Below are 23,288 nucleotides of genomic sequence, written 5' to 3'. Positions count from 1 at the left end.
GGTTTCGGGACGGGCCCCCAGGGGGCCTTCCTCAACCACCGTCCTCACGCCTTGGTGACGCTCACCGTCGGCTCACCGTCGGGGCCCTCGACGACGTCGTACGACGTCGCGAGGGTCTCGGTGGTGATGAGCTGCTCGTGGGTGCGGGCCGCGGCCTGCACCTCGGCCGAGCCGGCGATGGTCAGGGCGATCCGGTCGGACACCTCGAGGCCGGCGTCGCGGCGGGCCTGCTGGACCGCGCGGACCAGGTCGCGGGCGACGCCCTCGGCGGCGAGCTCGGGCGTGACCTCGGTGTCGAGCACGACGAAGCCGCCGCGGCGCAGCACGCCGGTCGCCGTACCACCGTCGGCGGAGCCGGCGACGGTCTCGAGGGAGTACTCCCCCTCCACCAGCGCCAGGCCACCGGAGGTGACGGTGCCGTCCTCGGCCACCGACCAGTCGCCGGACTTCGAGCCCTTGATCGCGAGCTGCACGTCCTTGCCGAGGCGCGGGCCGGCCGCGCGGGCGTTGACGGTCAGCTTCTGCTCGACGCCGTACGACGCGGCCTCGTCGGAGTCGGCCGCGAGCAGCCGGACCTCCTTGACGTTGACCTCGTCGCGGACGATCGCCTCGAAGCCGGCCAGCGCGGCCGGGTCGTCGACGACGACGGTCAGCGTGGCCAGCGGCAGCCGGTTGCGGAGGTTGCCGGCCTTCCGCAGCGCGGACGTCGCCGAGCAGACCTCGCGCACCGCGTCCATCGCCGTCACCAGGGCGTCGTCGGCGGGCAGCTCGTCTGCGGCCGGCCAGTCGGCCAGGTGCACCGAGCGCTCGCCGGTCATCCCGCGCCAGATCTCCTCCGCCGTCAGCGGCATCAGCGGCGCGGTGACCCGGCAGACGATCTCGAGCACCGAGTAGAGCGTGTCGAAGGCGTCGGTGTTCTCGCCCCAGAACCGGTCGCGCGAGCGCCGGATGTACCAGTTCGTGAGCACGTCGAGGAACGACCGGGTCGCGTCGCACGCGTCGGCGACGGCGTACGCGTCGAGCGAGGCGGTCATCTCCTCGACGTACTGGCGGCACTTGGCCAACAGGTACCGGTCCAGCGGGTCGCTGGAGTCGGTGCGCACCTGGGCGTCGTACGACGCGGCGTTGGCGTACATCTGGAAGAAGTACCAGCTGTTCCACAGCGGGATCAGCACCTGGCGCACGGAGTCGCGGATGCCCTGCTCGGTGACGACCAGGTTGCCGCCGCGCAGGATCGGCGACGACATCAGGAACCAGCGCATCGCGTCGGCGCCGTCGCGGTCGAAGACCTCGCGCACGTCCGGGTAGTTGCGCAGCGACTTCGACATCTTGTTGCCGTCGGAGCCGAGCACGATGCCGTGGCTGATGCAGTTCTCGAACGCCGGCTTGTCGAAGATCGCGGTCGCCAGGATGTGCAGCGTGTAGAACCAGCCGCGGGTCTGGCCGATGTACTCCACGATGAAGTCGGCCGGGAAGTGGTGCTGGAACCACTCCTCGTTCTCGAACGGCACATGCACCTGGGCGAACGACATCGAGCCCGAGTCGAACCACACGTCGAGGACGTCGGGGACGCGGCGCATCATCGACGCGCCGGTCGGGTCGTCGGGGTTCGGACGCACCAGGTCGTCGATGAACGGCCGGTGCAGGTCGGGCTCCCCGGCCGCGTTGCGCGGCAGCCGGCCGAAGTCCTGCTCGAGCTTCTCGAACGAGCCGTACACGTCGACGCGGGGGTACGTCGGGTCGTCCGACTTCCACACCGGCACCGGGGACCCCCAGAACCGGTTGCGGGTGATCGACCAGTCGCGGGCGTTCTCGAGCCAGCGACCGAACTGCCCGTCCTTGATGTGGTCGGGGACCCAGTTGATCTCCTGGTTGAGCTCGAGCATCCGCTGCTTGATCGCGGTCACCTCGACGAACCACGACGAGACGCCCTTGTAGATGAGGGGCTCGCGGCAGCGCCAGCAGTGCGGGTAGCTGTGGTCGTAGGTCTCGCGGCGCAGCAGCACGGTGCCGGGCGTGACCGACCGGCTGACGGCCTTGAGGTCGTCGATGATGTGGAGGTTCGCGTCGAAGACCTGCATGCCTTCGTACTCGACGACCGGGAACGTGAACTTCCCGTCCTTGCCGACCGGCATGACCGGCTCGATGCCCTCGCGGTCGGTGACGACCTTGTCGTCCTCACCGAAGGCACCCGCGGTGTGCACGAGACCCGTACCGTCCGTGGTCGTCACGAACTCGGCCGGCACCACGCGGAAGGCCTTCTCGTGCCCGAGGTAGTACGAGAACGGCGGCGTGTAGACCAGGCCGACCAGGTCGGACCCCTTGCCCCGCCAGGTCACCGCGGGCTCGTCGCCGAGCTCGCGGGCGTACGACGCGACCCGCGCCTCGGCCAGGATGTAGCGGGTCCCCTCGACCTCGACCACGACGTAGTCGATGTCCTCGCCGACCATCACCGCCAGGTTGCTGGTCAGCGTCCAGGGGGTCGTCGTCCAGATGAGCAGCTTGGCGCCCTTGAACGGACCGTCGGTGGTGACGTCGTACCCGACGGTGACGGCCGGGTCCTGGCGCATCTGGTAGACGTCGTCGTCCATGCGCAGCTCGTGGTTGGAGAGCGGCGTCTCGTCGTTCCAGCAGTACGGCAGCACGCGGAAGCCCTCGTACACGAGGCCCTTCTCGTGGAGCTGCTGGAAGGCCCAGATGACCGACTCCATGTACTCCGGGTTCATCGTCCGGTAGTCGTTGTCGAAGTCGACCCAGCGCGCCTGACGGGTGACGTACTCGCGCCAGTCGCCGGTGTACTTCATCACCGACGCGCGGCAGGCCTCGTTGAACTTCTCGATGCCCAGCTCGAGGATCTCGTCGGTCGTCTTGATGCCGTTGAGGCGCATCGCCTCGAGCTCGGCCGGCAGGCCGTGGGTGTCCCAGCCGAAGCGGCGCTCGACGCGCTTGCCGCGCATGGTCTGGTAGCGCGGGATCAGGTCCTTGACGTACCCGGTGAGCAGGTGGCCGTAGTGCGGCAGGCCGTTGGCGAACGGCGGGCCGTCGTAGAAGACGAACTCGTTGGCGCCGTTCTCGCCCGGGTCGCGCTGGTCGATGCTGGCCTGGAAGGTGCCGTCCTTCTCCCAGTAGGCGAGCACCTGCTCCTCGATCTCGGGGAACTTCGGGCTCGACGGGACGCCAGCGTTGCTGGTCGACACCTTGGGGTACGTCACGGGTCTTCTCCTGGTCGGTCGTCGTGCTCTCGCACGAGGACGACCCCTGGGGACCGCGGTACCACCTCGCTTGCTCCCTGCCCATTGCTGGGAGAGGAGCCACTCGTTCACGGCTGTGACGGGCCTACCCGCCGGGTTCTACTTGCTTGCGCGTTCTTCCCGGGGCTCACCGCTGATGACGGCTCAGACGCCTGTGCTGGAAGCGTACGGCGTGCGCTCGGGGTGCCGCCAATCGGTTCAGCGCTTCGGCGTGATCCGAACGACGTCCGACTTCACTGTCGGGGCTCCCTCACCGCGGAAGAGCGCCGTGATCACGACGTCCTGCGCGCGGCGCGACGTCAGCTTGACCGGAAGACGGACCGTCGTCCGGGAGCCGTTGAGCGCCTGTCGCGCCTCCCGGAAGCGCGCGCCCGGACGACCATCGCCCAGTACGCGCACGCGCTCCACGGTCTCGCCGGATCCCAGCCGCACCTCGACCCACGACCACCGGTTGACCGGCACGCGGCGGTGCCGCACGCCCAGGATCTGCTCGTCCTCCCCCATGTAGATGGGCTCCTCGCGGTCGACCCGGCCGCCGACGCGGTCCACGACCGAGCCGCTGAAGTCCGTGACGGAGATGTACGAGCAGATGTCCACATCCGGCAGCTCGACGACACCGTCGAGCTCGACCGTCCGCGACCCGTCCACCGGGGCGACGACAACACTGTCCCCTTCGTCCGCGACGCAGTTGTCGGCATCGTCGAGCACTCCGAACGCCAGGTGCACGTCCGAGCCGGCAGGTGGGTCCGCCAGCAGGTGGACGGTGGCGTGCACGCCGACCTCGTACACGTCGGTCTGGCCGTACGTCGCCTCCGCGGATGCGATGAGAGTCCCTGGCTGGTCGTAGACCCAGTAGGTGCGATAGCCCGGAGTGGCCTCCACCGGGGTCGCGACGAGCAGTCCGGCGACGAGCGCGCCGGCGACGGCAAGTGAGGTGCGGTACCCGAGCATGTCCGGCAGGGTAGCCCGCATGAGCGACGACCCTCGGGACTACCGAGCGACGCACGGGGAGCGCGACACGGTGCTGACCTACCTGCGCAACTACCGGCTGACGTTCGAGATGAAGTGCACCGGGCTGGATGCCGAGCAGCTCGCGGCACGGGCGGTGCCGCCGTCGACGATGTCGCTGCTCGGGCTGCTGCGTCACCTCGCGAAGGTCGAGCACAGCTGGAACCGACGGGTGCTGCAGGAGGACCTGGACCTGCCGAAGCTCTACTCGGACGACGACCGGCCCGACCTCGACTTCGACGGCGCGATCGCCGACGACGCCGTGGTGGCCGACGCGTGGGAGTCCTGGCGGCGCGAGGTCGCCGACGCCGACGCTTGGCTCGCCGCCGAGGAGGACTGGGGTCGCCAGGTGGCGGTCCACGGCGAGCCGACCGAGGTGCGCGACATCGCCGTACACCTGGTCGAGGAGTACGCCCGGCACTGCGGCCACGCGGACCTGCTTCGCGAGTGCATCGACGGGAGGACGGGACAGTGAGCGAGCTCGAGACGATCCGGCGCTGGCTGGCAGACTTCCGTACGGCGCTCGAGCGCAAGACCGCCGACCTCGACGCCGAGCAGCTCGCCCGGCGGGCGGTCCCGCCGAGCTCGTTGAGCCTGCTCGGGCTGGTGCGGCACCTCGCGCAGATGGAGCACCACTGGTTCCGCCGGGTCCTGCAGCAGCACCCCGAGGAGACGCAGCTGTTCGTCGTCGACGGCGACTGGGAGTCGCAGTTCGACGGCGCCGTCGCGGACCCCGTGGTCGTCGAGGAGGCGTTCACCACCTGGCGCGAGACGTGCGCGCAGGCCGACTCGTGGCTGGACGGTCTGCCGACGGAGGCGCTCGACGTCGTCATCGGCCCCGGCGACAGGATCGAGACGATCCGGGACGTGTTCATCCAGGTGCTCCAGGAGTACGCCCGCCACCTCGGCCACGCCGACCTGCTGCGCGAGTCCATCGACGGACGCACCGGCCAGTAGGCGCGGCCACGGTCAGGCCGCGGCCTCCTCGAGGTAGGGCCGCAGCTGCTCGAGCGAGTACGGGATCGAGAGCGGCGTGGGCGTGTTCAGGCCCACGATCGTCGCGTAGTCGAGCACCGCGACGGTGCCGGGAAGTGCGTCGAAGCCCGGGATGTCGCCGAGGTCGCCCTCGTCGCCGCCGTTCACGAGGAACGCGAGGAGGTCGGAGCGCAGGAGGTCCGCACGCTCGGTGCTGACGTTGATCCGGGCGTCCCCGGTCTTCTCACCCTGCTCGCGGACCGTCGGCAGCATCGTCATCCCGAGCTGCTGGAAGAAGACGCTCGAGCCGTCGTCCTCGTCCGCCACGATGTACATCGAGTCGCCCACGACGTACTGGGCGAGCGCGAAGGTCTGGCCCTCCAGGCCGGGCAGGTCGGCCGCCGCCTGCGCGACCGCGCCGTCGACCTGCTCGACGAGGGCGGTGGCGTCCTCCGGGCGGTCGAGCACCTCGCCCGCGAGGGCCACCAGGTCCTGCCACGGCGTCACCTCGGTCTCGTCGAGGTTCGGGATCGTCGGCGCGATCGCGGAGAGGAGGTCGTAGGTGTGCTGGTCGGCGATCGAGTACGACCCGACGATGAGGTCGGGGTCGAGCGCCGCGATCTCCTCGACCGGCACCCCCTCGGCCACGTCGAGGGCCTCGGCGTCCTCCGGCAGCACCTGCCACGGGACCACGTTGTCCGGCATGTAGGCGTCGAGCGTGTAGCCGACCGGCTCGACGCCCATCGCCAGCATCGTGTCGGTCCACTGCACGTCGATCGTGACGATCCGCTCGGGTACGCCGTCCACCTCGGTGCTCCCGTAGACGTGGTCCACCACGACCGGACCGCCGCCGGCGGGCGCCGGCGCCGCCGCCGTGGCGTCGGAGTCGTCCCCGCACCCGGCGAGGAGGAGCGGGAGGAGCAGGACCGGGAGCGCGGCCAGGCGCCGCAGCGAATGCGTCATGAAAGTAAGGTTAGCCTTACCTCATCTCGTCCGGCGCGGCAGGCTCGGTCCGCGGACTCCCGTCGGGCTCCTAGACTGCTGCCCCGTGACGACTCCCTCGACTGCCTGGGGCTTCGGCCTCGCCACCCTGGACGCGAACGGCACGGTGCTCGACGTCTGGTTCCCCGCGCCGGCCCTCGGCGAGCGGCCGGACGACGCGCTGCCGCCGGCCGAGCTGACCGTCCTGCAGGGCAGCGACCAGGACCGCGGCGTCACCCGCGAGCTGCTCCTCGTCGAGATCGCCGATCTGCAGGCCGCCCCGGCGACCACCGAGGACGCCTGGCTGCGCCTGCACCTCCTGTCGAGCCGACTCGTGACCCCGCACTCGGTGTCGCTCGACGGCGTGTTCGGCCTGCTCACGAACGTCGTGTGGACCAGCGCCGGCCCGTGCGCGGTCGAGGGCTTCGAGCTGGTCCGCGCCCGGCTGCGCACCAACGGCCGCCACCTCACGGTCTTCGGCGTCGACAAGTTCCCGCGGATGGTCGACTACGTGCTGCCCACCGGCGTGCGGATCGCCGACGCCGACCGGGTCCGCCTCGGCGCGCACCTCGCCGAGGGCACCACGGTCATGCACGAGGGCTTCGTGAACTTCAACGCCGGCACGCTCGGCGCGTCGATGGTCGAGGGCCGGATCTCGGCCGGCGTCGTGGTCGGCAACGGCTCGGACGTGGGCGGCGGCGCCTCCATCATGGGCACCCTGTCGGGCGGCGGCACCCAGGTGATCTCCGTCGGCGAGCGCTGCCTGATCGGGGCCAACGCGGGCGTCGGCATCTCCCTCGGCGACGAGTGCGTCGTCGAGGCCGGCTGCTACGTCACCGCCGGCACCAAGGTCACCGTGCTCCACCCGGGCGCCGAGCCCCGCGTCGTGAAGGCGCTCGAGCTCTCCGGCGCGAAGAACGTGCTGTTCCGCCGCAACTCCGTCACCGGCGCGGTCGAGGCCGTGCCGTGGCGCAGCGGCGGCATCGAGCTGAACGACGACCTGCACGCCAACTGAGGATTCGCCTCCTTTTTTCACCTCCCCGCAGACTGGGAGCATGAAGTTGCGGACGGGCGCTGCCCTGGTGGCGCTCGTCGGGGTCGGCGTCGTCGCCGCGGTCGGGTACGGCGTGCTCCACCACGTGAGCCCGCTGCTCGACAGCCTCGCGCCGGACGACTGCACCGCGAGCGTCAACGGCCGCACCGTCGAGCTCACCACCGAGCAGGCCGAGAACGCCGCGCTGATCACCGCGATCTCGGTGGGCCGGGGCATGCCCGCCCGGGCGGCCACGATCGCGCTCGCAACGGCGTACCAGGAGTCGAAGCTCTACAACATCGAGAGCGGCGACCGCGACTCGCTCGGGCTGTTCCAGCAGCGTCCGTCGCAGGGCTGGGGCAGCCCGGAGCAGGTGCTCGACCCCTACTACGCCACCAACGCGTTCTACGACGAGCTCGCCGACGTCGACGGCTACGAGTCGATGGAGGTCACCGTCGCCGCGCAGGAGGTGCAGCGCTCGGGCTTCCCGGACGCGTACGCCGACCACGAGGCCGACGCCCGCGTGCTCGCCTCCGCGCTGACCGGCAACTCGGCCGCGACGTTCACGTGCAGCCACACCGACGAGCCCGACGCGGAGCGGGACAGGCTCAACGACCAGGGCCTCACCCGGCGCGCCGACGTCGTGCGCCGCGAGGTCGACGGACTGTTCGGCAATCCGCTCGGAGGCTTCGCGCCCGGCGGCGTCTCGACCGGGCACATGCCGGGCTCGGCGCACTACGACGGCCGCGCCATCGACATCTTCGTGCGGCCGATCAACGCCGACAACAAGGTCCGCGGCTGGGCGATCGCGCAGTACCTCGTCGCGCAGGCCGACCGGCTCGACATCCAGACGGTGATCTTCGACGACCGGATCTGGAGGTCCGGGGACCGATCCGGCGACGGCTGGACCGACTACGACGCTCCCGACGGGCCGGGCGACCCGGCGATCCTGGAGCACCGCGACCACGTTCACGTCGACGTCTTCGACTGACTGTGGAAAGTCGCCCACATTTGTCGGTGGCGAGGAGCATGCTGGAGACAGACAAAATCTCTCAGCCCGCGTCGGCGGCGTCCGATGTGGAATGCAACACACGGAGGACGACATGTGCAACCACACCCCGCGCTGTCCGAACACCCAGGCGTCGGACTGCTGCACCGCTCACGTGGTCGCTGACCGCAGCGACCAGGGCTGGTGCCAGCTCTGCAACGGCGTCATCTTGTTCGACGACGGCCACTACCTGACCCCGGACGGGCACGACCACGCGATCAGCGCCTGATCCCTTCGCTCGACCCGCGCTCGCCTACGGTGGAGCGCATGAGATCTCGGGCGATCCTGCTGGCCCTGGTCGTCGTCGGTGCCTCTGCGCTGGTCGCTGCCCCGGCTCCCGCCGCCGGCCCCTGCGCCACCCCCACGATCCTCGGCACCGACGGTGACGACACCCTCCGCGGGACCGACGGCCCGGACGTGATCGCCGGGTACGCCGGCGACGACGTGCTGCGCGGCCTCGAGGACGACGACGTCCTCTGCGGCGGCGCCGGCCAGGACCGCCTCGTCGGCGGATCCGGCGCGGACGAGCTGTACGGCGGCACCGACGCGAAGGTCGCCGAGGACACCGACTACTACGTCTACTACGGCGACATCCTCGACGGCGGCCCCGGCTCCGACATCCTCGAGGGTGGCCTCGACACGCGCCACGAGGGCAGCGTCGACCGCGTGACGTTCGAGGGCCTTCCCACCGCGGTCGAGGCGGACCTCGCCCTCGGCACCGCCGTCTCCGGAGGCGACACCGACACCATCGTCGGGCCGCTCAACGGCGCCGCCGGAACCGACCACGACGACGTCCTGCTCGGCTCGGGCGCCGACGAGATCCTCATCGGCGGTGCCGGCAGCGACCACCTCGACGGCCGCGGCGGGGACGACTGGGTCGATGGCGGGGACGGTGCCGAGCAGCGCAGCGACCGGATGCCGAACACCGTGCTCGGCGGCGCCGGCAACGACATCCTCGACGGCGACCGCGGCGACGACCTGCTCCGCGGCGGGCCGGGCGGCGACCTGGTCCAGGCCGACACGGGCGTGGACCGGTCGTACGGCGGGACCGGCAACGACACCGTCAACGACGAGGCCGGGCCCGACCCGGGCCAGGTCATCGACGGCGGCCCGGGCCGGGACTACCTCGGCGGCATCGCGCTCCTCGACGGCGGCGGCACGTTCCGCCCCCGTGTCGCCGGCCGCATCGACCTGGCCGCCGGCACGCTCCGTGCCCGCCTCGACGAGGTCCGCTGGAGCGTGGCGTTGCGGAACATGGAGGACGTCTCGTCCCAACGCGGCGCCTGGACGCTCTACGGCACCGACGGTCCCGACTACCTCTCGGCCGGGTTCCTCCGCGAGCCGGTGCGCATCTTCGGGCGCGGCGGGAACGACCAGCTGTACGGCAGCGATGGCGACGACCTGCTCAACGGCGGGCCCGGTCGCGACCGCGGCTCCGGCTGGGCCGGTCACGACCGGATCGTGTCGGTGGAGCGGCTCAGGCGGTGAGCCGGGCGACCGCGGCGTCGACGCGCTCGTCGGTCGCGGTGAACGCCACCCGCACGTGCTGCTTCCCGGCCGTGCCGTAGAACGCACCGGGCGCGACCAGGATGCCCCGCTCGGCCAGCCAGGCGACGGTGTCCCAGCAGTCCTCGTCGCGCGTCGCCCAGAGGTACAACGACGCCTCGGAGTGGTCGATGCGGAAGCCCGCCGACAGGAACGCCTCGCGCAGCTTGGCGCGGCGAGCGGCGTAGCGCGCGTGCTGCTCGACGACGTGGGCGTCGTCGTTCAGCGCGGCGACCATCGCGACCTGCTGCGGGCCGGGCATCTGGAGGCCGAGGTTCTTGCGGACGGCGAGCAGCTCGCCGACCAGCGCGGGGTCGCCGGCGACGAACGCGCAGCGGTAGCCCGCGAGGTTCGAGCGCTTCGAGAGCGAGTGCACCGCGAGGATGCCCTCGTGCGAGCCGCCGCTGACCGACGGGTGCAGGACGGAGAGCGGGGTCTCCTCCCAGGCGCACTCGATGTAGCACTCGTCGGAGACCAGGATCGTGCCGCGTTCACGGCACCACTCGACGACCTTGCGCAGGTGCTCGACGGGGAGCACCTTCCCGGAGGGGTTCGAGGGCGAGTTGATCCAGAGGAGCGCCGGGGTCTCCGGACCGAACGACGTCAGCGAGTCGGTGGCGACCGCCCGGGCGCCGGCCAGCGCGGCGCCGACCTCGTACGTCGGGTACGCCAGGGCCGGGTAGCCGATCAGGTCGCCGTCACCGAGGCCGAGGTGGCCGACCAGCGAGCCGATCAGCTCCTTGGAGCCGATCACCGGCAGCACGCCGTCGAGGCCGAGACCGGCCACGCCGTGGCGCCGTGACAGCCAGTCGATGCAGGCCTGCCGGGTGTCGGTCCGGCCGATCGTCAGCGGGTAGCCCGGGGAGTCCGCGGCGGCGCGCAGGGCGGCCTGGACGACCTCGGGGGTCGGGTCGACCGGCGTACCGATCGAGAGGTCGACGATCCCCCCGGCGTGGGCCCGAGCCCGCTCCGCCATCGGGACCAGGTGGTCCCAGGGGAAGTCGGGGAGCCGGGCAGAGACCTTCCCGGACACCTGGTTGCTCAGTGGTCGGTCTCCTGCGGCGGCATCGCGGCGATCATCGGGTGGTCCTTGTCGATCTCACCCATCTTGGCGGCACCACCGGGCGAACCGAGGTCGTCGAAGAACTCGACGTTCGCCTTGTAGTAGTCCTTCCAGTTCTCCGGGACGTCGTCCTCGTAGAAGATGGCCTCGACCGGGCAGACCGGCTCGCACGCACCGCAGTCGACGCACTCGTCCGGGTGGATGTACAGCATCCGCTTGCCCTCGTAGATGCAGTCGACGGGGCACTCGTCTACGCAGGCCCGATCCTTCAGGTCGACGCACGGCTGGGAGATGACGTAGGTCACCGATTCCTCCTGGAACTCAAGGGAGCAGGTGCTCGGGCACAGCCTAGTATCCCCGGCGTGGCTTCTGGAGACGCACCCCACGATGTGACCAAGCACATGCTTGGTCCGCACGTCGTCGGCCAGCGCATCGTGGTCCGCCGGGTGCTGCCCGGCGAGACCGGCCCGAGCGGCGGCCCGGCGCTCACCGACGTCCTCGGCGTGTGCCTGTCGTGGGCCGACGGCACGTGCGTGGTGCAGCGGGAGGACGGTACGTCGGTCGCGATCGCGACGGCCGACATCGTCTCCGGCAAGCCGGTCCCGCCGCGGCCGCCCGCACGGCACCGCGTCTCGGCCCAGGAGGCGCAGCGGCGGGCCCTCGCGCTCTGGCCGGGCCTGGAGACCGTGCCGCTGGGCGACTGGCTCCTGCGGCACTCCCCCACGTCGACCGCGCGGCGGTCCCGGTCGGTGCTCGCGATGGGGCCGTCGGGGGTCGAGGGTGACTACGAGCAGGTGGTGGCGTTCTACGAGCGGCACGGTGCCCGGCCGATCGCGGCGGTGCTGCCCGACTCCGACGAGGACGCGTTCTTCCGTGGCCGCGGCTGGGTGCTCGAGAGCCACGACGCGGACACGCTGTTCCAGATCGCAGGGGTGGCCGCGGCTCGCCGGGCGCTACCGGGGTATCGACAGGCTCGACCACCGGTGGAGTACGACGAGCAGGGCGATCTCGTGACCGTGCGGATCGGGGACCGGGCCCGCGGGGTGGCGGCGTACTCCGACGACTGGGTCGGGTTCCGCGGCATCGAGGTCTCCCCCGAGCACCGGCGGCAGGGGCTCGGTCTCGCGGTGATGGACGCGCTGCTGGAGTGGGGCGCCGAGCGTGGCGCGACCACGGCGTACCTCCAGGTCCTCGGCGACAACACGCCGGCGCTTGCCCTCTACGAGCAGCTGGGCTTCACGACCCACCACGCGTACCGCTACCTGGCTCTCTAGGCTCGGGCCATGGATCTCGAGCAGGAGGGCGAGCGGCTGCTGGCGTTCGCGCGCGGGTCGGTGCACCCCGACGGCGGGTTCGGGTGGCTGTCGGAGGACGGCGCCCTCGAGCCGGAGCGGCCGGTCGAGCTGTGGATCAGCTGCCGGATGACGCACGTGTTCGCGCTGGCGCACCTGACGGGCCACGACTGGGCGGGCCCGCTGGTCGACCACGGGGTGGCGGCGCTGACCGGCCGGTTCCGCGACCCGGTCAACGGCGGCTGGTACGCCGCGGTCGGGCCGGACGGACCCGTGGCGCGGACGAAGACGGCGTACGAGCACGCGTTCGTGCTGCTCGCGGCGTCCTCGGCCTCGGTGGCCGGCCGCCCGGGCGCGGACGCGCTGCTGGCCGACGCGCTGGACGTGCTGGACCGGCACTTCTGGGACGAGGACGCCGGGATGGTCGTCGAGGAGTGGGACGAGGCCTGGACGACGCTCGACGGGTACCGCGGCGTCAACGCCAACATGCACACCGTCGAGGCGCTGCTCGCGGTCGGCGACCTCCCTCGCGCGGAGCGGATCGTCACGCGGGTCGTGCACGGCTTCGCCCGCGAGAACGACTGGCGGATCCCCGAGCACTTCGACGCGGACTGGACGCCGCTCCCCGACTACAACCGCGACGAGCCGGCGCACCCGTTCCGGCCGTACGGCGCGACCGTCGGCCACTGGTTCGAGTGGAGCCGGCTGACGCTCTCGCTGCGCGAGGCCCTCGGCGACGCCGCGCCCGACTGGATGCTGGAGGACGCGGTCGCGCTCTTCGATGCCGGCGTGAGCGAGGGCTGGGCGGTCGACGGCGCCGACGGGTTCGTCTACACCGTCGACTGGGACGGGACGCCCGTCGTGCGCCAGCGGATGCACTGGGTGGTGACCGAGGCGCTCGCCGCCGCGGCGACGCTGCACACCGTGACCGGCGAGGGGGCGTACGCCGCGTGGCACGAGCGCTGGTGGACGTACGCCGACACCTACCTGATCGACCGGGAGCGCGGCTCGTGGCACCACGAGCTCGGCCCCGACAACCGGCCGGCCGCGGGCACGTGGGCCGGGAAGCCGGACGTCTACCACGCGCTCCAGGCGACGCTGGTGCCGCAGCTGCCGGCGTACCCGCCCTTCGCCCGGTCGGTTGCGGCGGGGTTGTTCTCGGGGTGAGCCGGTGTCGGTTTCCCCGGTGGGCCGGGGAAACCTGACGTTCTAGGCCGAAACTTCAAGTGCAGGCTTTGGCCCAAAAGTCCCCGGTCAGAGACCGCAACGAGGCCTGAACGCCGGGTCCGCCGGGCCGGCGTGCGTGAGCGCGTCGAGGGCGACCGCGATCGCGGTGCGGCTCATCGGGATCAGCACGTGCTCGGCGACATCGGCTGGGCAGAGGTCCTGGATGGTCACGTTCGTGGTGCGCGGGCCCTCGGCGAGGTAGGCCGACGTGTAGGGCACCACGACCTCGTCGTTCCGCGTGGTGATCTGGGTGTAGCTGACCGCCCCCGGGGTCTCGTCGCCGGCGTTCAGCCGCGTGAGGAACGGCGAGCCGGCGGCCTGCTGGTCGCACGCCAGGCAGAAGCCGCCCGTGCCCGAACCGCCGCCCACGATGGTGGTGCCGTGGTTGGACGGCGAGAGGCCGACGAGGTCGTCGACGTACGCCGCTCCGCCCAGGAACTTGATGTAGTAGCGCGGCATCATGCCGCCCTGCGAGTGGCCGACCATCGACACCTTCGCGGCGCCGGTGGCGTCGAGCACCTTGGTCACGAAACGCTTCAGCTGCGTGGCGGAGGCCTTGATCTCGCCGGTGCCGCGGTTGCCGTAGTCGAGCGAGTACACGCAGAAGCCCTTCGCGACCATCGCAGCCGAGAGGCCGTCCAGCAGGCTCTTCTTGTCGCCGAACGTCCCGTGCACGATCACGACCGGCGTCGGGCGCTCCGCCGTCGGCTCGCACGACCAGTCGTTCGCGCCGACCGGGTCACCGAACGGCGAGGTCGGCAGCGGCAGCGGGTCCGCCGCGGCCGGTGCGGACAGGCCGACGACGGCAAGCAACGTGACGACCAGGACTCCGAGGGCGCGGCGCATGTCCCGCTCAACGACGTGACCAGCGCGCAGTCACGCCCGCCCCGGTCTCGATACGCCGCCTCGTCCCTCGGCGGCTACTCGACCAGCGAAAACAACCTCCCGTTGGTCGAATCGAGACCCACCGCCACACAAGCGGTCTCGATACGCCGCCTCGTCCCTCGGCGGCTACTCGACCAACGAAACAACCTCCCGTTGGTCGAATCGAGACCCACCGCCAATCAAGCGGTTACTCGACCAACGAAACAACCTGTCGTTGGTCGAGTAGCGAGCGCCAGCGAGCGTATCGAGACCCACCGCCACACAAGCGGTCTCGATACGCCGCCTCGTCCCTCGGCGGCTACTCGACCAACGAAACAACCTCCCGTTGGTCGTATCGAGACCCACCGCCCCTCAAGCGGCCTCGATACGCCGCCTCGTCCCTCGGCGGCTACTCGACCAACGAAACAACCTCTCGTTGGTCGAGTAGCGAGCGCCAGCGAGCGTATCGAGACCACCGCACCGGTCGTCGAGCAGCGAGCGCCAGCGAGCGTCGTCGAGACGCCCGCACCCCGGCGCCGATGTCGGCTAACGGCCTCGACGGGCCTAGTCCTTGGGCGGCTTGCAGATGACGGTGTCGGACGGCGTGTAGGCGGTGTGGAACTCCTCGGTCTTCACGACCTCGTCGGACCCCGGCTTGCGGAAGGTGCGGGTGACGTCGACGTCGAAGCCGGAGTACCCGGTGTTCGGGTAGCAGTCCGGGGTGTCCAGGGTGCGCGTGGCCGGGGCGCGGAAGTTGTAGCGGTCCGACGTCGTGGTCGAGATGTCCCAGTACTTCGTCGAGTACATCGACACGGTGACGACTCCCTGCGAGGACGGCGTGCTCGGGTCGACGGTCGCGTGGATCAGCACGCCGTACGGCGTGTCGTTCTCGAAGCGCAGGTCGACCGATCCCCAGGCGACGGTGGCCTCGCGGCCGACCGGGTAGCGGTCGATGTAGAACGAGTGCGGCTTGTGCTCGATGTCCTTGAGACCGGCGAAGAACATCGCGTTGAACGTCGTGGTCGCCATCTGCGAGACGCCGCCGCCGAGGTCCTCCTTGAAGATCCCGTTGCTGATGATGAAGCCCTCGGTGAAGCCGTTCTCGCGGGTGCGCTCGCCGACGACGTCGTTGAGCGAGAACGTGTCGCCGGGCTTCAGCACGGTGCCGTCGATGATCTCGGCGGCGCGGCCGATGTTGATGTTCCGGTACTCCGCGTAGGGGTAGTACGTCGTGAACGTCGACACCTGCTCCTTGATCTTCAGGTCGCGCGCGTCCTGGGTGGTGAAGTCCGGCTCGGCGACGGTCGCCTTGACCTCCATCTCGCGCTCGCCGCTGGGCTTGGTGACCAGCTCGAGGAACGCGGCGCTGACGTCGGCCGGGTCGTAGGTGACGCCGGGCTTGGCCGGGATGACCTTCGGCTTGCCGTCGACCAGTGCGACGGTCGCGTCGACCGGCGCGCCGTCCTCGCTGACGCCCTTCGAGACGAGCTTGGCCAGCTTGTCCTCGTCGAGGCTCGGCGCCAGCTCGCCACCCTCGGGCTCCATCGCCAGCACCCCGGAGTAGTCGTCGGGGAAGAGCTGGACCGGGGAGTCGCCGAAGACCAGCGTGACCGGGCCGGACATGGCCGGGTTCGCGAACTCGTCCAGCGCCTTCTGCACGTCGGCGTCGTCGATCTCGGGGGCGGCCGGAGACAGCTCCAGCTCGACGGTCTCGGCGTCCTCGGCGAGGTACGCCTCGGTGATCGCCGCACGGGCGGCCTCCGGGTCCACCGCCTCACCGGCGACCGGGTCGGTGGTCTCGATCTCACCGTCCGCGAACGTCACGGCCCCGTCGACCGGCGGCGTGCCGACCTCGTCGGAGAGATCGGCCAGGGCGGCCTCCATCGCGGTGTCGTCCACGACGACCACGGCATCGAGGTCGTCTCCGCCCGTCCAGTAGGACCACAGCCGGCCCGGGCTCCAGCTCTTCTCGGCCCCGGCCTCGTCGATCGACGCCGCATAGTCGACCGAGAGGCCCGCGGCCCCAGGGGCCACTTCGCCGGTCGAGCCCTCGACCGCCACCGCGACCGGTCGGTCGACCCGGTCGGCCAGGCCGGCGACCAACGCCGCCTCGGCGTCGTCAGCGGAGCGGCCACCGACGTCGACGCCGGAGATCGTCGTGCCGCGAGGTGTCTTGTCGCCGGCTCCGGCGTACGCCGCGAAGTAGCCGGCCAGGCAGAGCAGGGCGAGGCCCGCGAGCATCAGGAAGATGACCTTGGCGCCGGCCTTGTCGGGAGCGGGCGAGGTCTCGGGCGAGGTCACTCCCGAATCCTAGGGCGCGGGAGGGTGCCGACCGCGAACACCACCAGCACCAACCCGAGCCCGAGCAGCGAGTAGCCGGCCAGGTCCGAGCTCACCAGGTAGTCGCCCTCGTCGCGCGGGACCGTCAACCAGCCGACCATCGCTGCCCAGCCGACGACGAACGCGAGCCGCGTCCACCAGCCCGGCGGCAGCGCGTACGCCGTCACGAAGGTCGCCACGAACGCCAGCACGAAGCCCCACCAGATCTGGTGCAGACCGACCGTGGCGATCGCGGTCGCTGCGCCGACGACCAGCAGGCCGGCTGCGACCAGGGCCTTCTTCACTCAGAGTCCGGCGAACAGGTCGGTCTCGAGGCCGTCCTCGTCGAGCGGGCCGAGCTCGCCCTTGACGATCCGGTAGTACTCGATGCCCCAGGCGGTGCTGCCGACGTTGTTGGACAGTGCGAAGAACGGCCCGTCGGTGGTCACCTGGGTCGCGTGGGCGCGCAGGGCGTCGAGCTTCTGCTCGACGTACTCCTGGGCGTCGACCGCGGCCGCGAGGTTCTCGTCGGCGGTGACGAACGGCGGCAGCGGCCCGTCGGGGTCCATGCCCTCGAAGCTCGTGGCGTCGCCGGCGTCGCGCAGCGCCCGCAGGCCGGCGCGCATCCGGCTCTCCGACATGGCGTTCCAGTAGATCTTCGCGATCTCCCACGGCTCGCCGAGGTCCTTGCGGTACGACGGCACCGCGGCCAGCTGAGCGGCGTACATCGCGACCCGGTGCGCCTGGATGTGGTCGGGGTGGCCGTAGCCGCCGAACGGGTCGTACGTCGCAAGCACCTGCGGGCGGACGTCGCGGATGATCTCGACGAGATGGTCGGCGGCGACGTTCAGGTCGGCGTTCCAGAAGGCGTTCTCGTGCACCTCGTCGGCGGCGACGGCGTGGCCGTCCTCGTGCCACTTCATGCCGGAGTCGCGGAACGTGCCGAAGCCACCCAGCCAGCGGTGGTCGGTCACGCCCAGGGCCTTCATGGCCTCGGCGATCTCGCCCTTGCGGTGCTCGCCGAGGCGGTCCTCCTTGTCGGCCGCGAGGTGCTCGAGCTCGGGCACGAGGATCTCGCCCATCTCGCCGGCGGTGCAGGTCACCAGGGTCACGCCGCGGCCCTCGGCGACGTACTTCGCCATGGTGGCGCCGTTGCCGATGCACTCGTCGTCGGGGTGGGCGTGCACGAGCAGGAGGCGCTGGTCGAACGTCATGGTCTCGATCCTAGAGAGAGGGGCTGACACACCCTCAAACGTCGCCGGGCCGCTTGATCTTCCGCGGACCGGTGGGAAGTTCGAGGGGCGAGGTCTCGACCGGCTCGACCACCGGTGACTCCGTGTCCAGCCAGCCGTCGTACTCGTCGACGAGCACGTCCAGGACGATCTCCGGCGCGTCGACGACCACCGCCCAGGGGTGGTCCTCGTCGTCGTCCTCGCCGGACAGCCGCTCGCGCTCCAGGCGGGCGTCGTAGCCGGCCGCGACCAGCCGGGCGACGACCGCCAGGGCGTCGTCCGCGTCGAAGAAGATGCCGCGCATGGCGTCATTCTCCCAGGACGAGGTGCTCGAGGAACGGGCGGTCGGGCTCGAGCCAGTCCACGCTCGCCAGCTCCTCGGGTCCGAGCCAGCGGACCGCATCGTGCTCGGCGGGCACCGGCTCGCCCGACACCAGCGCGGCGACCGCGACCGCCAGCACGTGCCGCTCACCGATCGCGACCTCGCCGGGAAGCCAGTGGCTGACCGCGATCACGCAGCCCAGCTCCTCGGTGACCTCACGCACCAGCGCCGCCTCCGGGGTCTCCCCCGGCTCGACCTTGCCGCCCGGGAACTCCCAGCGGCCGGCGGCCTCTGCGGGGAACGTACGGCGCGCGGCGAGCACCCGGCCGTCACGCACGATCGCTGCTCCCACCACGGCTGCCACGCGGCGACGCTACCGTTCCCGCGTGCACCTCTCGCGCACCGACGACCACCACGAGCAGGTCGACGCCCTGGACGGGCGGGTCGGCCTCGGTGCGGTGCTCGACGACCTGGACCGGCGGCTGCGGCGTACCGTCGCGCCCTGCCGCACCCCGCACCGCGCGTGGACGTGGGAGCCCGCTGACCAGCGGGACACGACGTGGTGGCCGCAGGGCATCTCGGTCGCCGCGACGGCCCGACAGGTGATGGTGTCGTGGTACGCGAAGACCGGCGGCAGCCGGGTCTCGGTCCTCGACCTCGTCGCGCGTCGCTACCGGCACGTGGAGCTGGTCCGGCCGGCAGGGGACGGCTTCGAGCCGCTGCGCGTGCACGCGGGCGGGATCGCCTGGCACGGCACGCGGCTGTACGTCGCCGCCACGAACGCCGGCCTGTGGGTGTGCGACACCGACGACGTCGTCCGCACGGCGCACGGCTACGTGCTCCCGGTGCGGCACCTGCTCGCGCCCTCGGAGCCGTTCCGCTTCTCGTTCGTGGGGCTCGACGGCGAGGCGCTGCTGATCGGCGAGTACGACAACGCCACCGGCAGCCGGCGAATCGCCCGCGGCCTCCCTGACGGCGACCTGGCCGTGCACGAGGCCGGCGTACGTCGCGCGCAGGGCGTGGCTCACGTCGACGGCCGGTGGTACGTCACGGCGTCCAACGGGACCAAGCGACTCGGCACGGTGTGGAGCGGAGCCGAGGGGAACCTGCGCGAGCACCGCAACGCGGTGCCGGTCGGTCCGGAGGACCTCGCCTACGACCCGGCGACCGACCGGCTGTGGACGGTCACGGAGCATCCGGGGAAGCGCTGGGTCGTCGCGCTGAAGCGCCGCCGCTTCGGCTGACGCCGCCGCCGGTGGTCGAGCTCGTCGAGACCCCCGCACCGGTGGTCGAGCTCGTCGAGACCCCCGCAACGGTGGTCGAGCTCGTCGAGACCCCCGCGGCCGGCCGCCCCGGTGGTCGAGGTGCGAGCGAAGCGAGCCTCGAAACCACGGCGCTTCCGGTGGTCGAGGAGGGCGCGCTGGAGCCTGTCTCGACACCGCCGCGGACTGGTCCAGACATGCAAGAAGCGCCACCGAGGTGGCGCTTGCTTACCGAGTGTTCGAGACCACTTGCCCTAGGGTGAGACAGGCGGTCCGGACCATTCTCGCGCAGCGGCAAACAGAGAATGGCCCGGACCGCGTCTGTGTGTCCCGACTTGTTGCTTCAGTTGTTGCTCGGGGGTTGCGGGAGCATCGCCCCCAGCGGGGTTGGTTCCGGGACAGTCACTCAGCTGTCCCGGAACCCGCCCGTTACGAAGCTACTTCGTCACTTGGTGCTGGCGTTGGCCGAACCACCCTGGGTGGTGTCGGTCGCCTTCACCTTGACGGTGTACTTCGTGGTGTTCTTCTTGCCGTTCTGGTCCTTCACCTTGAAGGTGAAGTCGCCCGAACCGTTGAGCGCGTGGCTCGCGATCTGCTTGCCGTTGCGCCACAGCGTGGCGGTCAGGCCCGCCGCGTTGTTGTTCGCGTTGGCGGTGATCGCGTCCTTGCCCTTCTTGACCGACTTGGCCGAGGCCGTCAGGTTGATGGCCTTCTTCTTGGCCTTCTCCCAGGTGATCTCGTCGGACTTGACGACCGGCGCACCGTCGGTCTGGACGACCGCGGTGACGACCGCGGTGCCAGCAACGCTGCTGTTGACGACCACGAACGCCTGGCCCTGGTCGTTGGTGACGCGGTTGGTCACGACGTCAGCCGTGCCCGGACCGGACTGGGTGAACTGAACGGCGACACCGGGGACCGGGTTGCCCTCGTCGTCGAGAACCGTGACGGTCTCGGTGACGGGGGTGCCCGGGGCGACCTCACCAGCCGGCGAGGCGGTCATGGTGACCGACTCGTCGGAGATGTTGGCCTTGTCCCAGTTGACCTCGAGCGAGTCCGTGAGGGTCTCGAGGCCGGTCGCGCGGCCGGTCGGCAGCGGAGCGGCGAAGCGGCGGTACTCGGTCTCCCAGGTCGCCGTGACGTTCTGGACGTCCTCCTCCTCGGACGAGGCGTAGAAGTCACCGTCGTCGTCGAAGTCGGAGACGATCCAGCCGCCCCAGTTCTCCTCCGGGCCCACGAGCTCGGAGTCGTTGGTGTTGTCGGTGATCCGAACGTCCTCGCCGCCGACCGGGTTGCCGAACTGGTCGGTCACGGTGACGTCGAAGGCGACCTCGGTGCCCGGGCGGGCGTCGGGGAGCACGTTGCCGGCGTCCTGCTCGTCAGCCGGGGAGAACTCGAGGATGGTCTCGCCGCCGTTCAGCGGGTCCTCCGAGGTCCACTCCTGGTTGGCGGTCTTCGACACGGCACCGGCCGTGGCGGTGACAACCGCCGTGACCTCACCGTCGTCGTCGAAGCCGGCGTCACGCTCGATGGCGACATCGAAGGTGGCGTAGCCGTCCTCGTCGGTGGTGACGGTGATGGACGTGCCAGCCGACTTCCACTCGCCGGTGTCCGCGCCCACGGCCGGAGCCGGGTCGCGCACGGGGCCGTTCTGGTCGAAGGCCACGAAGAAGCCGTGGTCGACCGTCACGGTGACGGTGCCGTTGACGACCGGGATGGTCTGGTCGCCAGCGGTGTTCGGGTCGAGGTCGCCGGTCAGCACCTGGATCTCGTGCGAGACCGGGCGGCCCGGGGTCGCACCCTGCGGGTACCAGTTGTCCGAGTCCGTGAAGGTCACGGAGCCCGGGGTCACCGACTGGACGAAGTCGACGTCAACGTCGTCGGCCTCGGCCTCGGCGTCACCGTCGAGCTGGCTCGGGTTGGTGTCGGCGATCCAGTTGCCGTTGACCGTCTCGGCCGACAGCGTGCCGGACTCGGTGCCCTGCGGGGTCTGCGCCGCGTCACGAATCGTGACGGAGGCCTTGCCCGTGGCGTCGGTCGTGACGGTGCGGCTCAGGCCCACCGTGGTGCCCGAGGACTGAACGATGCCCGAGTCCGGGGACGTGTCCGTGCCCGCAGCGCGGCTGTAGCTGAACGAGACCGAGCGGCCGGCGAGCGGGGTGCCGTCGCCGAGCTCGAGCGTGGCGGTGGCGTCGGTCGACGTGCCCGCGAGAGCCTGCTCGGTGTCCTGGTCGAACGAGAGCGACGCCTCGCCGGCCTTGACCGTCAGGAGCTTGCTGGACGCGACGGCGCCGGTGCCGGTGCCGGTGTTGGCCTGCAGGCCGGCGTACAGCTCGAACGTGCCACCCGCACCAGCGGTGTCGGGCAGCTCGACGTTGAAGACACCCTGCGCGCTGTTGCCCGTCACGGAGTACGTGTTCGGGTCGGCGTTGGCAGCCGGGTAACGGACGGCCGGGGTGCTGCCGAACTGGTCGAAGACCCAGTAGTACTGGAGCGACTGCGTGGTCTGCAGCGGCGCGCCGTTCTGGTCCTTCAGCGTGACGGTGAGGTCGCCGCTGGCGAACTCATCGAAGTCGAAGGCCTCACCGTCGTGCGAGGCGGCGGTCAGCGTCGTCGGGGCCGGGGTGTAGGCCTGGACCGTGACGTCGTCCGAGCGCTTGTCGCCCAGGTTGGCCTGGTAGCCCGTCGCGTCGGTGGCGTCGGCGTAGTAGTACGTCGTGCCGTCGGTCTGGGTGAAGGTCACCTGACCACGAGCGTCGGTGTAGCCGGTCTGCTGAGCGGCGAGGGACGCGTTGCCGGCCGAAGCCTTCACGCGAGCACCGACGATCGGCTTGCCGTTCTGGTCGTTGACCGTGACGACGACGCGCGACGAGCTGGTGTTGATCGCCGTGGCGGCCGCGGTGACCGTGGTGATGGTCTGGCGGTAGAGGGTGACGGCCTCGATGTCGTCCGACACCGGGGCGGTCGGGCCCGAAGCGCCCTGACCCAGGGTGCCGCCGGCCAGCGCGCCGGTGACCAGCTGGTCCGGGTCGCCGTTCAGCGAGTACTCGTAGCCCTGGATGTCAACGCCGGCGCCGAAGACGCGGTAGGCGGTGATGCCCGGGATCGAGATGACCGGGGCCGGGGTGAGGACCATGTCGCCGTCAACCTCGGCGCCGACGGTGACCGCGCCGGCGGTCGGGCCGTCCGCGAAGTTGCTCGCGGGCAGCGAGGTGGTGCCGGTGACGCCGACGATCTGCGCGCCGTCGGCGTACGGGAACGCAGCCTCGGTGGCGTTGAGGTACGGGGTCTGGAAGACACCCTGCTGCGAGGCGGCGAGCACGTTGACGGACTCGTCGAAGGTGACGTCGGCCTCGGTGCCGTCCGCGATCGCGGTGGCGGGGAGGGCGGCGGTGCCGTCGCCGGTGCCGACGCCGTCGACCGGGCCGGAGCCCTCGTCGATGCGGAGGCCCTGGGCGTCGAGCAGGTAGCCGTCAGCGTCGGTGCTGGCCGCGGTCAGCTCGAGCGTGTTGCCGAACTGGCCCGAGGCGTCCCACTCGTAGGTGAAGCCGCCGTCGTCGTTGCGCTCGACGGTCGCGATCTTGAAGCGCTGGGCGCCCACGATGTCGGTGCGCTGAGCGAAGAAGGTGATGTGCGAGACGGAGTCGTTGCCGCCGGCCGCGAGGCGAACCGTGCTGTCCTGACCGTCGTTGCGGACCGAGGCGATGCCCATGAGCTGGCTGCCGAAGACGACGCCGTCCTCACCGACCTGGTCGTTGATCGTGATGGCCGAAGCCGAGTTGGCGAGGAACGGGAGGCCCGTTACCGCCAGGGCGGCGACGGCAGTAGTTGCCAGTCCCCGCTTGATGCCGCTGCTGTTCATGCTGAGT

The 23,288-nt window shown here is 70.9% G+C and carries 21 protein-coding genes; 9 read left to right on the top strand and 12 right to left on the bottom strand.

The genetic code is table 11. The annotated features are described in order from the left end of the window. Window positions 1-44: 44 nt before the first annotated feature. Entirely contained in the window at window positions 45-3,212 is a 3,168-nt protein-coding gene (gene ileS / locus MJ604_RS15015) for an isoleucine--tRNA ligase (protein ID WP_243059304.1), read from the bottom strand. A gap of 237 nt (window positions 3,213-3,449) precedes the next feature. Continuing rightward, window positions 3,450-4,223 carry a hypothetical protein gene (locus MJ604_RS15010; protein WP_243059303.1) on the bottom strand — a complete coding sequence of 258 codons (774 nt, stop codon included), beginning with the start codon at window positions 4,221-4,223 and terminating at the stop codon, window positions 3,450-3,452. On the opposite strand from MJ604_RS15010, the gene MJ604_RS15005 reads away from it, so the two are divergent. Next, window positions 4,222-4,734, top strand: coding sequence for a DinB family protein (locus MJ604_RS15005; protein WP_243059302.1), 513 nt, complete (start codon window positions 4,222-4,224; stop codon window positions 4,732-4,734). The genes MJ604_RS15010 and MJ604_RS15005 overlap by 2 nt on opposite strands. Then, window positions 4,731-5,216, top strand: coding sequence for a DinB family protein (locus MJ604_RS15000; RefSeq protein WP_243059301.1), 486 nt, complete (start codon window positions 4,731-4,733; stop codon window positions 5,214-5,216). The genes MJ604_RS15005 and MJ604_RS15000 overlap by 4 nt, the downstream gene beginning before the upstream one ends. Before the next feature lie 12 nt (window positions 5,217-5,228). On the opposite strand, the gene MJ604_RS14995 is transcribed toward MJ604_RS15000, so the two are convergent. Continuing rightward, complete coding sequence (locus tag MJ604_RS14995; RefSeq protein WP_243059300.1) at window positions 5,229-6,197, bottom strand: ABC transporter substrate-binding protein; 969 nt, start codon at window positions 6,195-6,197, stop codon at window positions 5,229-5,231. 85 nt (window positions 6,198-6,282) lie between these two features. Between MJ604_RS14995 and dapD the strand changes: the two genes are divergently transcribed. The 4 genes from dapD to MJ604_RS14975 all read left to right on the top strand — a co-directional run bounded on the left by dapD (window position 6,283) and on the right by MJ604_RS14975 (window position 9,784). Continuing rightward, window positions 6,283-7,230 carry a 2,3,4,5-tetrahydropyridine-2,6-dicarboxylate N-succinyltransferase gene (dapD, locus tag MJ604_RS14990; RefSeq protein ID WP_243059299.1) on the top strand — a complete coding sequence of 316 codons (948 nt, stop codon included), beginning with the start codon at window positions 6,283-6,285 and terminating at the stop codon, window positions 7,228-7,230. A gap of 40 nt (window positions 7,231-7,270) precedes the next feature. After that, the gene (locus MJ604_RS14985; protein ID WP_243059298.1) at window positions 7,271-8,239 is read left to right on the top strand and encodes a hypothetical protein; all 969 of its coding nucleotides are present in this window, start codon (window positions 7,271-7,273) and stop codon (window positions 8,237-8,239) included. Between the two features lie 91 nt (window positions 8,240-8,330). Beyond that, entirely contained in the window at window positions 8,331-8,525 is a 195-nt protein-coding gene (locus MJ604_RS14980) for a DUF5999 family protein (protein WP_243059297.1), read from the top strand. 38 nt (window positions 8,526-8,563) lie between these two features. Further along, window positions 8,564-9,784, top strand: coding sequence for a calcium-binding protein (locus tag MJ604_RS14975; protein WP_243059296.1), 1,221 nt, complete (start codon window positions 8,564-8,566; stop codon window positions 9,782-9,784). Here MJ604_RS14975 and dapC read toward each other — a convergent pair. Further along, window positions 9,774-10,874 (bottom strand): succinyldiaminopimelate transaminase, encoded by a 1,101-nt coding sequence (gene dapC / locus MJ604_RS14970; protein ID WP_308194145.1) that lies wholly within the window; start codon window positions 10,872-10,874, stop codon window positions 9,774-9,776. The genes MJ604_RS14975 and dapC overlap by 11 nt on opposite strands. Before the next feature lie 8 nt (window positions 10,875-10,882). After that, a complete protein-coding gene (fdxA, locus tag MJ604_RS14965) occupies window positions 10,883-11,209 on the bottom strand; it encodes a ferredoxin (RefSeq protein ID WP_243059295.1) in 327 nt (108 codons plus the stop codon). Between the two features lie 57 nt (window positions 11,210-11,266). Between fdxA and MJ604_RS24315 the strand changes: the two genes are divergently transcribed. Continuing rightward, on the top strand, window positions 11,267-12,178 hold the full coding sequence (locus tag MJ604_RS24315; RefSeq protein WP_243059294.1) for a GNAT family N-acetyltransferase: 912 nt from the start codon (window positions 11,267-11,269) through the stop codon (window positions 12,176-12,178). 9 nt (window positions 12,179-12,187) lie between these two features. Continuing rightward, window positions 12,188-13,363, top strand: a complete 1,176-nt coding sequence (locus MJ604_RS14955) for an AGE family epimerase/isomerase (protein WP_243059293.1) — start codon at window positions 12,188-12,190, stop codon at window positions 13,361-13,363. Window positions 13,364-13,450: 87 nt separating this feature from the next. Here MJ604_RS14955 and MJ604_RS14950 read toward each other — a convergent pair whose 3' ends face one another. From MJ604_RS14950 to MJ604_RS14925, 6 genes are all read right to left on the bottom strand, one after another. After that, entirely contained in the window at window positions 13,451-14,269 is an 819-nt protein-coding gene (locus MJ604_RS14950) for a triacylglycerol lipase (protein ID WP_243059292.1), read from the bottom strand. A 582-nt stretch (window positions 14,270-14,851) separates the two neighbouring features. Continuing rightward, window positions 14,852-16,588, bottom strand: a complete 1,737-nt coding sequence (locus MJ604_RS14945) for a VanW family protein (RefSeq protein ID WP_243059291.1) — start codon at window positions 16,586-16,588, stop codon at window positions 14,852-14,854. Continuing rightward, window positions 16,585-16,911 carry a hypothetical protein gene (locus MJ604_RS14940; protein ID WP_243059290.1) on the bottom strand — a complete coding sequence of 109 codons (327 nt, stop codon included), beginning with the start codon at window positions 16,909-16,911 and terminating at the stop codon, window positions 16,585-16,587. The genes MJ604_RS14945 and MJ604_RS14940 overlap by 4 nt, the downstream gene beginning before the upstream one ends. Further along, window positions 16,912-17,820 (bottom strand): N-acetyl-1-D-myo-inositol-2-amino-2-deoxy-alpha-D-glucopyranoside deacetylase, encoded by a 909-nt coding sequence (gene mshB, locus MJ604_RS14935; protein WP_243059289.1) that lies wholly within the window; start codon window positions 17,818-17,820, stop codon window positions 16,912-16,914. It lies immediately after the preceding gene. A gap of 34 nt (window positions 17,821-17,854) precedes the next feature. Continuing rightward, window positions 17,855-18,142 carry a hypothetical protein gene (locus MJ604_RS14930; protein WP_243059288.1) on the bottom strand — a complete coding sequence of 96 codons (288 nt, stop codon included), beginning with the start codon at window positions 18,140-18,142 and terminating at the stop codon, window positions 17,855-17,857. Window positions 18,143-18,146: 4 nt separating this feature from the next. Continuing rightward, a complete protein-coding gene (locus MJ604_RS14925; RefSeq protein WP_308194144.1) occupies window positions 18,147-18,524 on the bottom strand; it encodes a (deoxy)nucleoside triphosphate pyrophosphohydrolase in 378 nt (125 codons plus the stop codon). A 22-nt stretch (window positions 18,525-18,546) separates the two neighbouring features. Here MJ604_RS14925 and MJ604_RS14920 point away from each other — a divergent pair, with 22 nt between their 5' ends. Beyond that, window positions 18,547-19,404 carry a hypothetical protein gene (locus tag MJ604_RS14920; RefSeq protein ID WP_243059287.1) on the top strand — a complete coding sequence of 286 codons (858 nt, stop codon included), beginning with the start codon at window positions 18,547-18,549 and terminating at the stop codon, window positions 19,402-19,404. A 463-nt stretch (window positions 19,405-19,867) separates the two neighbouring features. Here MJ604_RS14920 and MJ604_RS14915 read toward each other — a convergent pair whose 3' ends face one another. Continuing rightward, window positions 19,868-23,281, bottom strand: coding sequence for an Ig-like domain-containing protein (locus tag MJ604_RS14915; protein WP_243059286.1), 3,414 nt, complete (start codon window positions 23,279-23,281; stop codon window positions 19,868-19,870). Window positions 23,282-23,288 lie beyond the last annotated feature (7 nt).

The organism is Nocardioides sp. SR21 (assembly GCF_022761125.1).
In the GTDB taxonomy this organism is placed as follows: domain Bacteria; phylum Actinomycetota; class Actinomycetes; order Propionibacteriales; family Nocardioidaceae; genus Nocardioides.
This window is presented reverse-complemented; position numbering and strand designations above follow the sequence as displayed.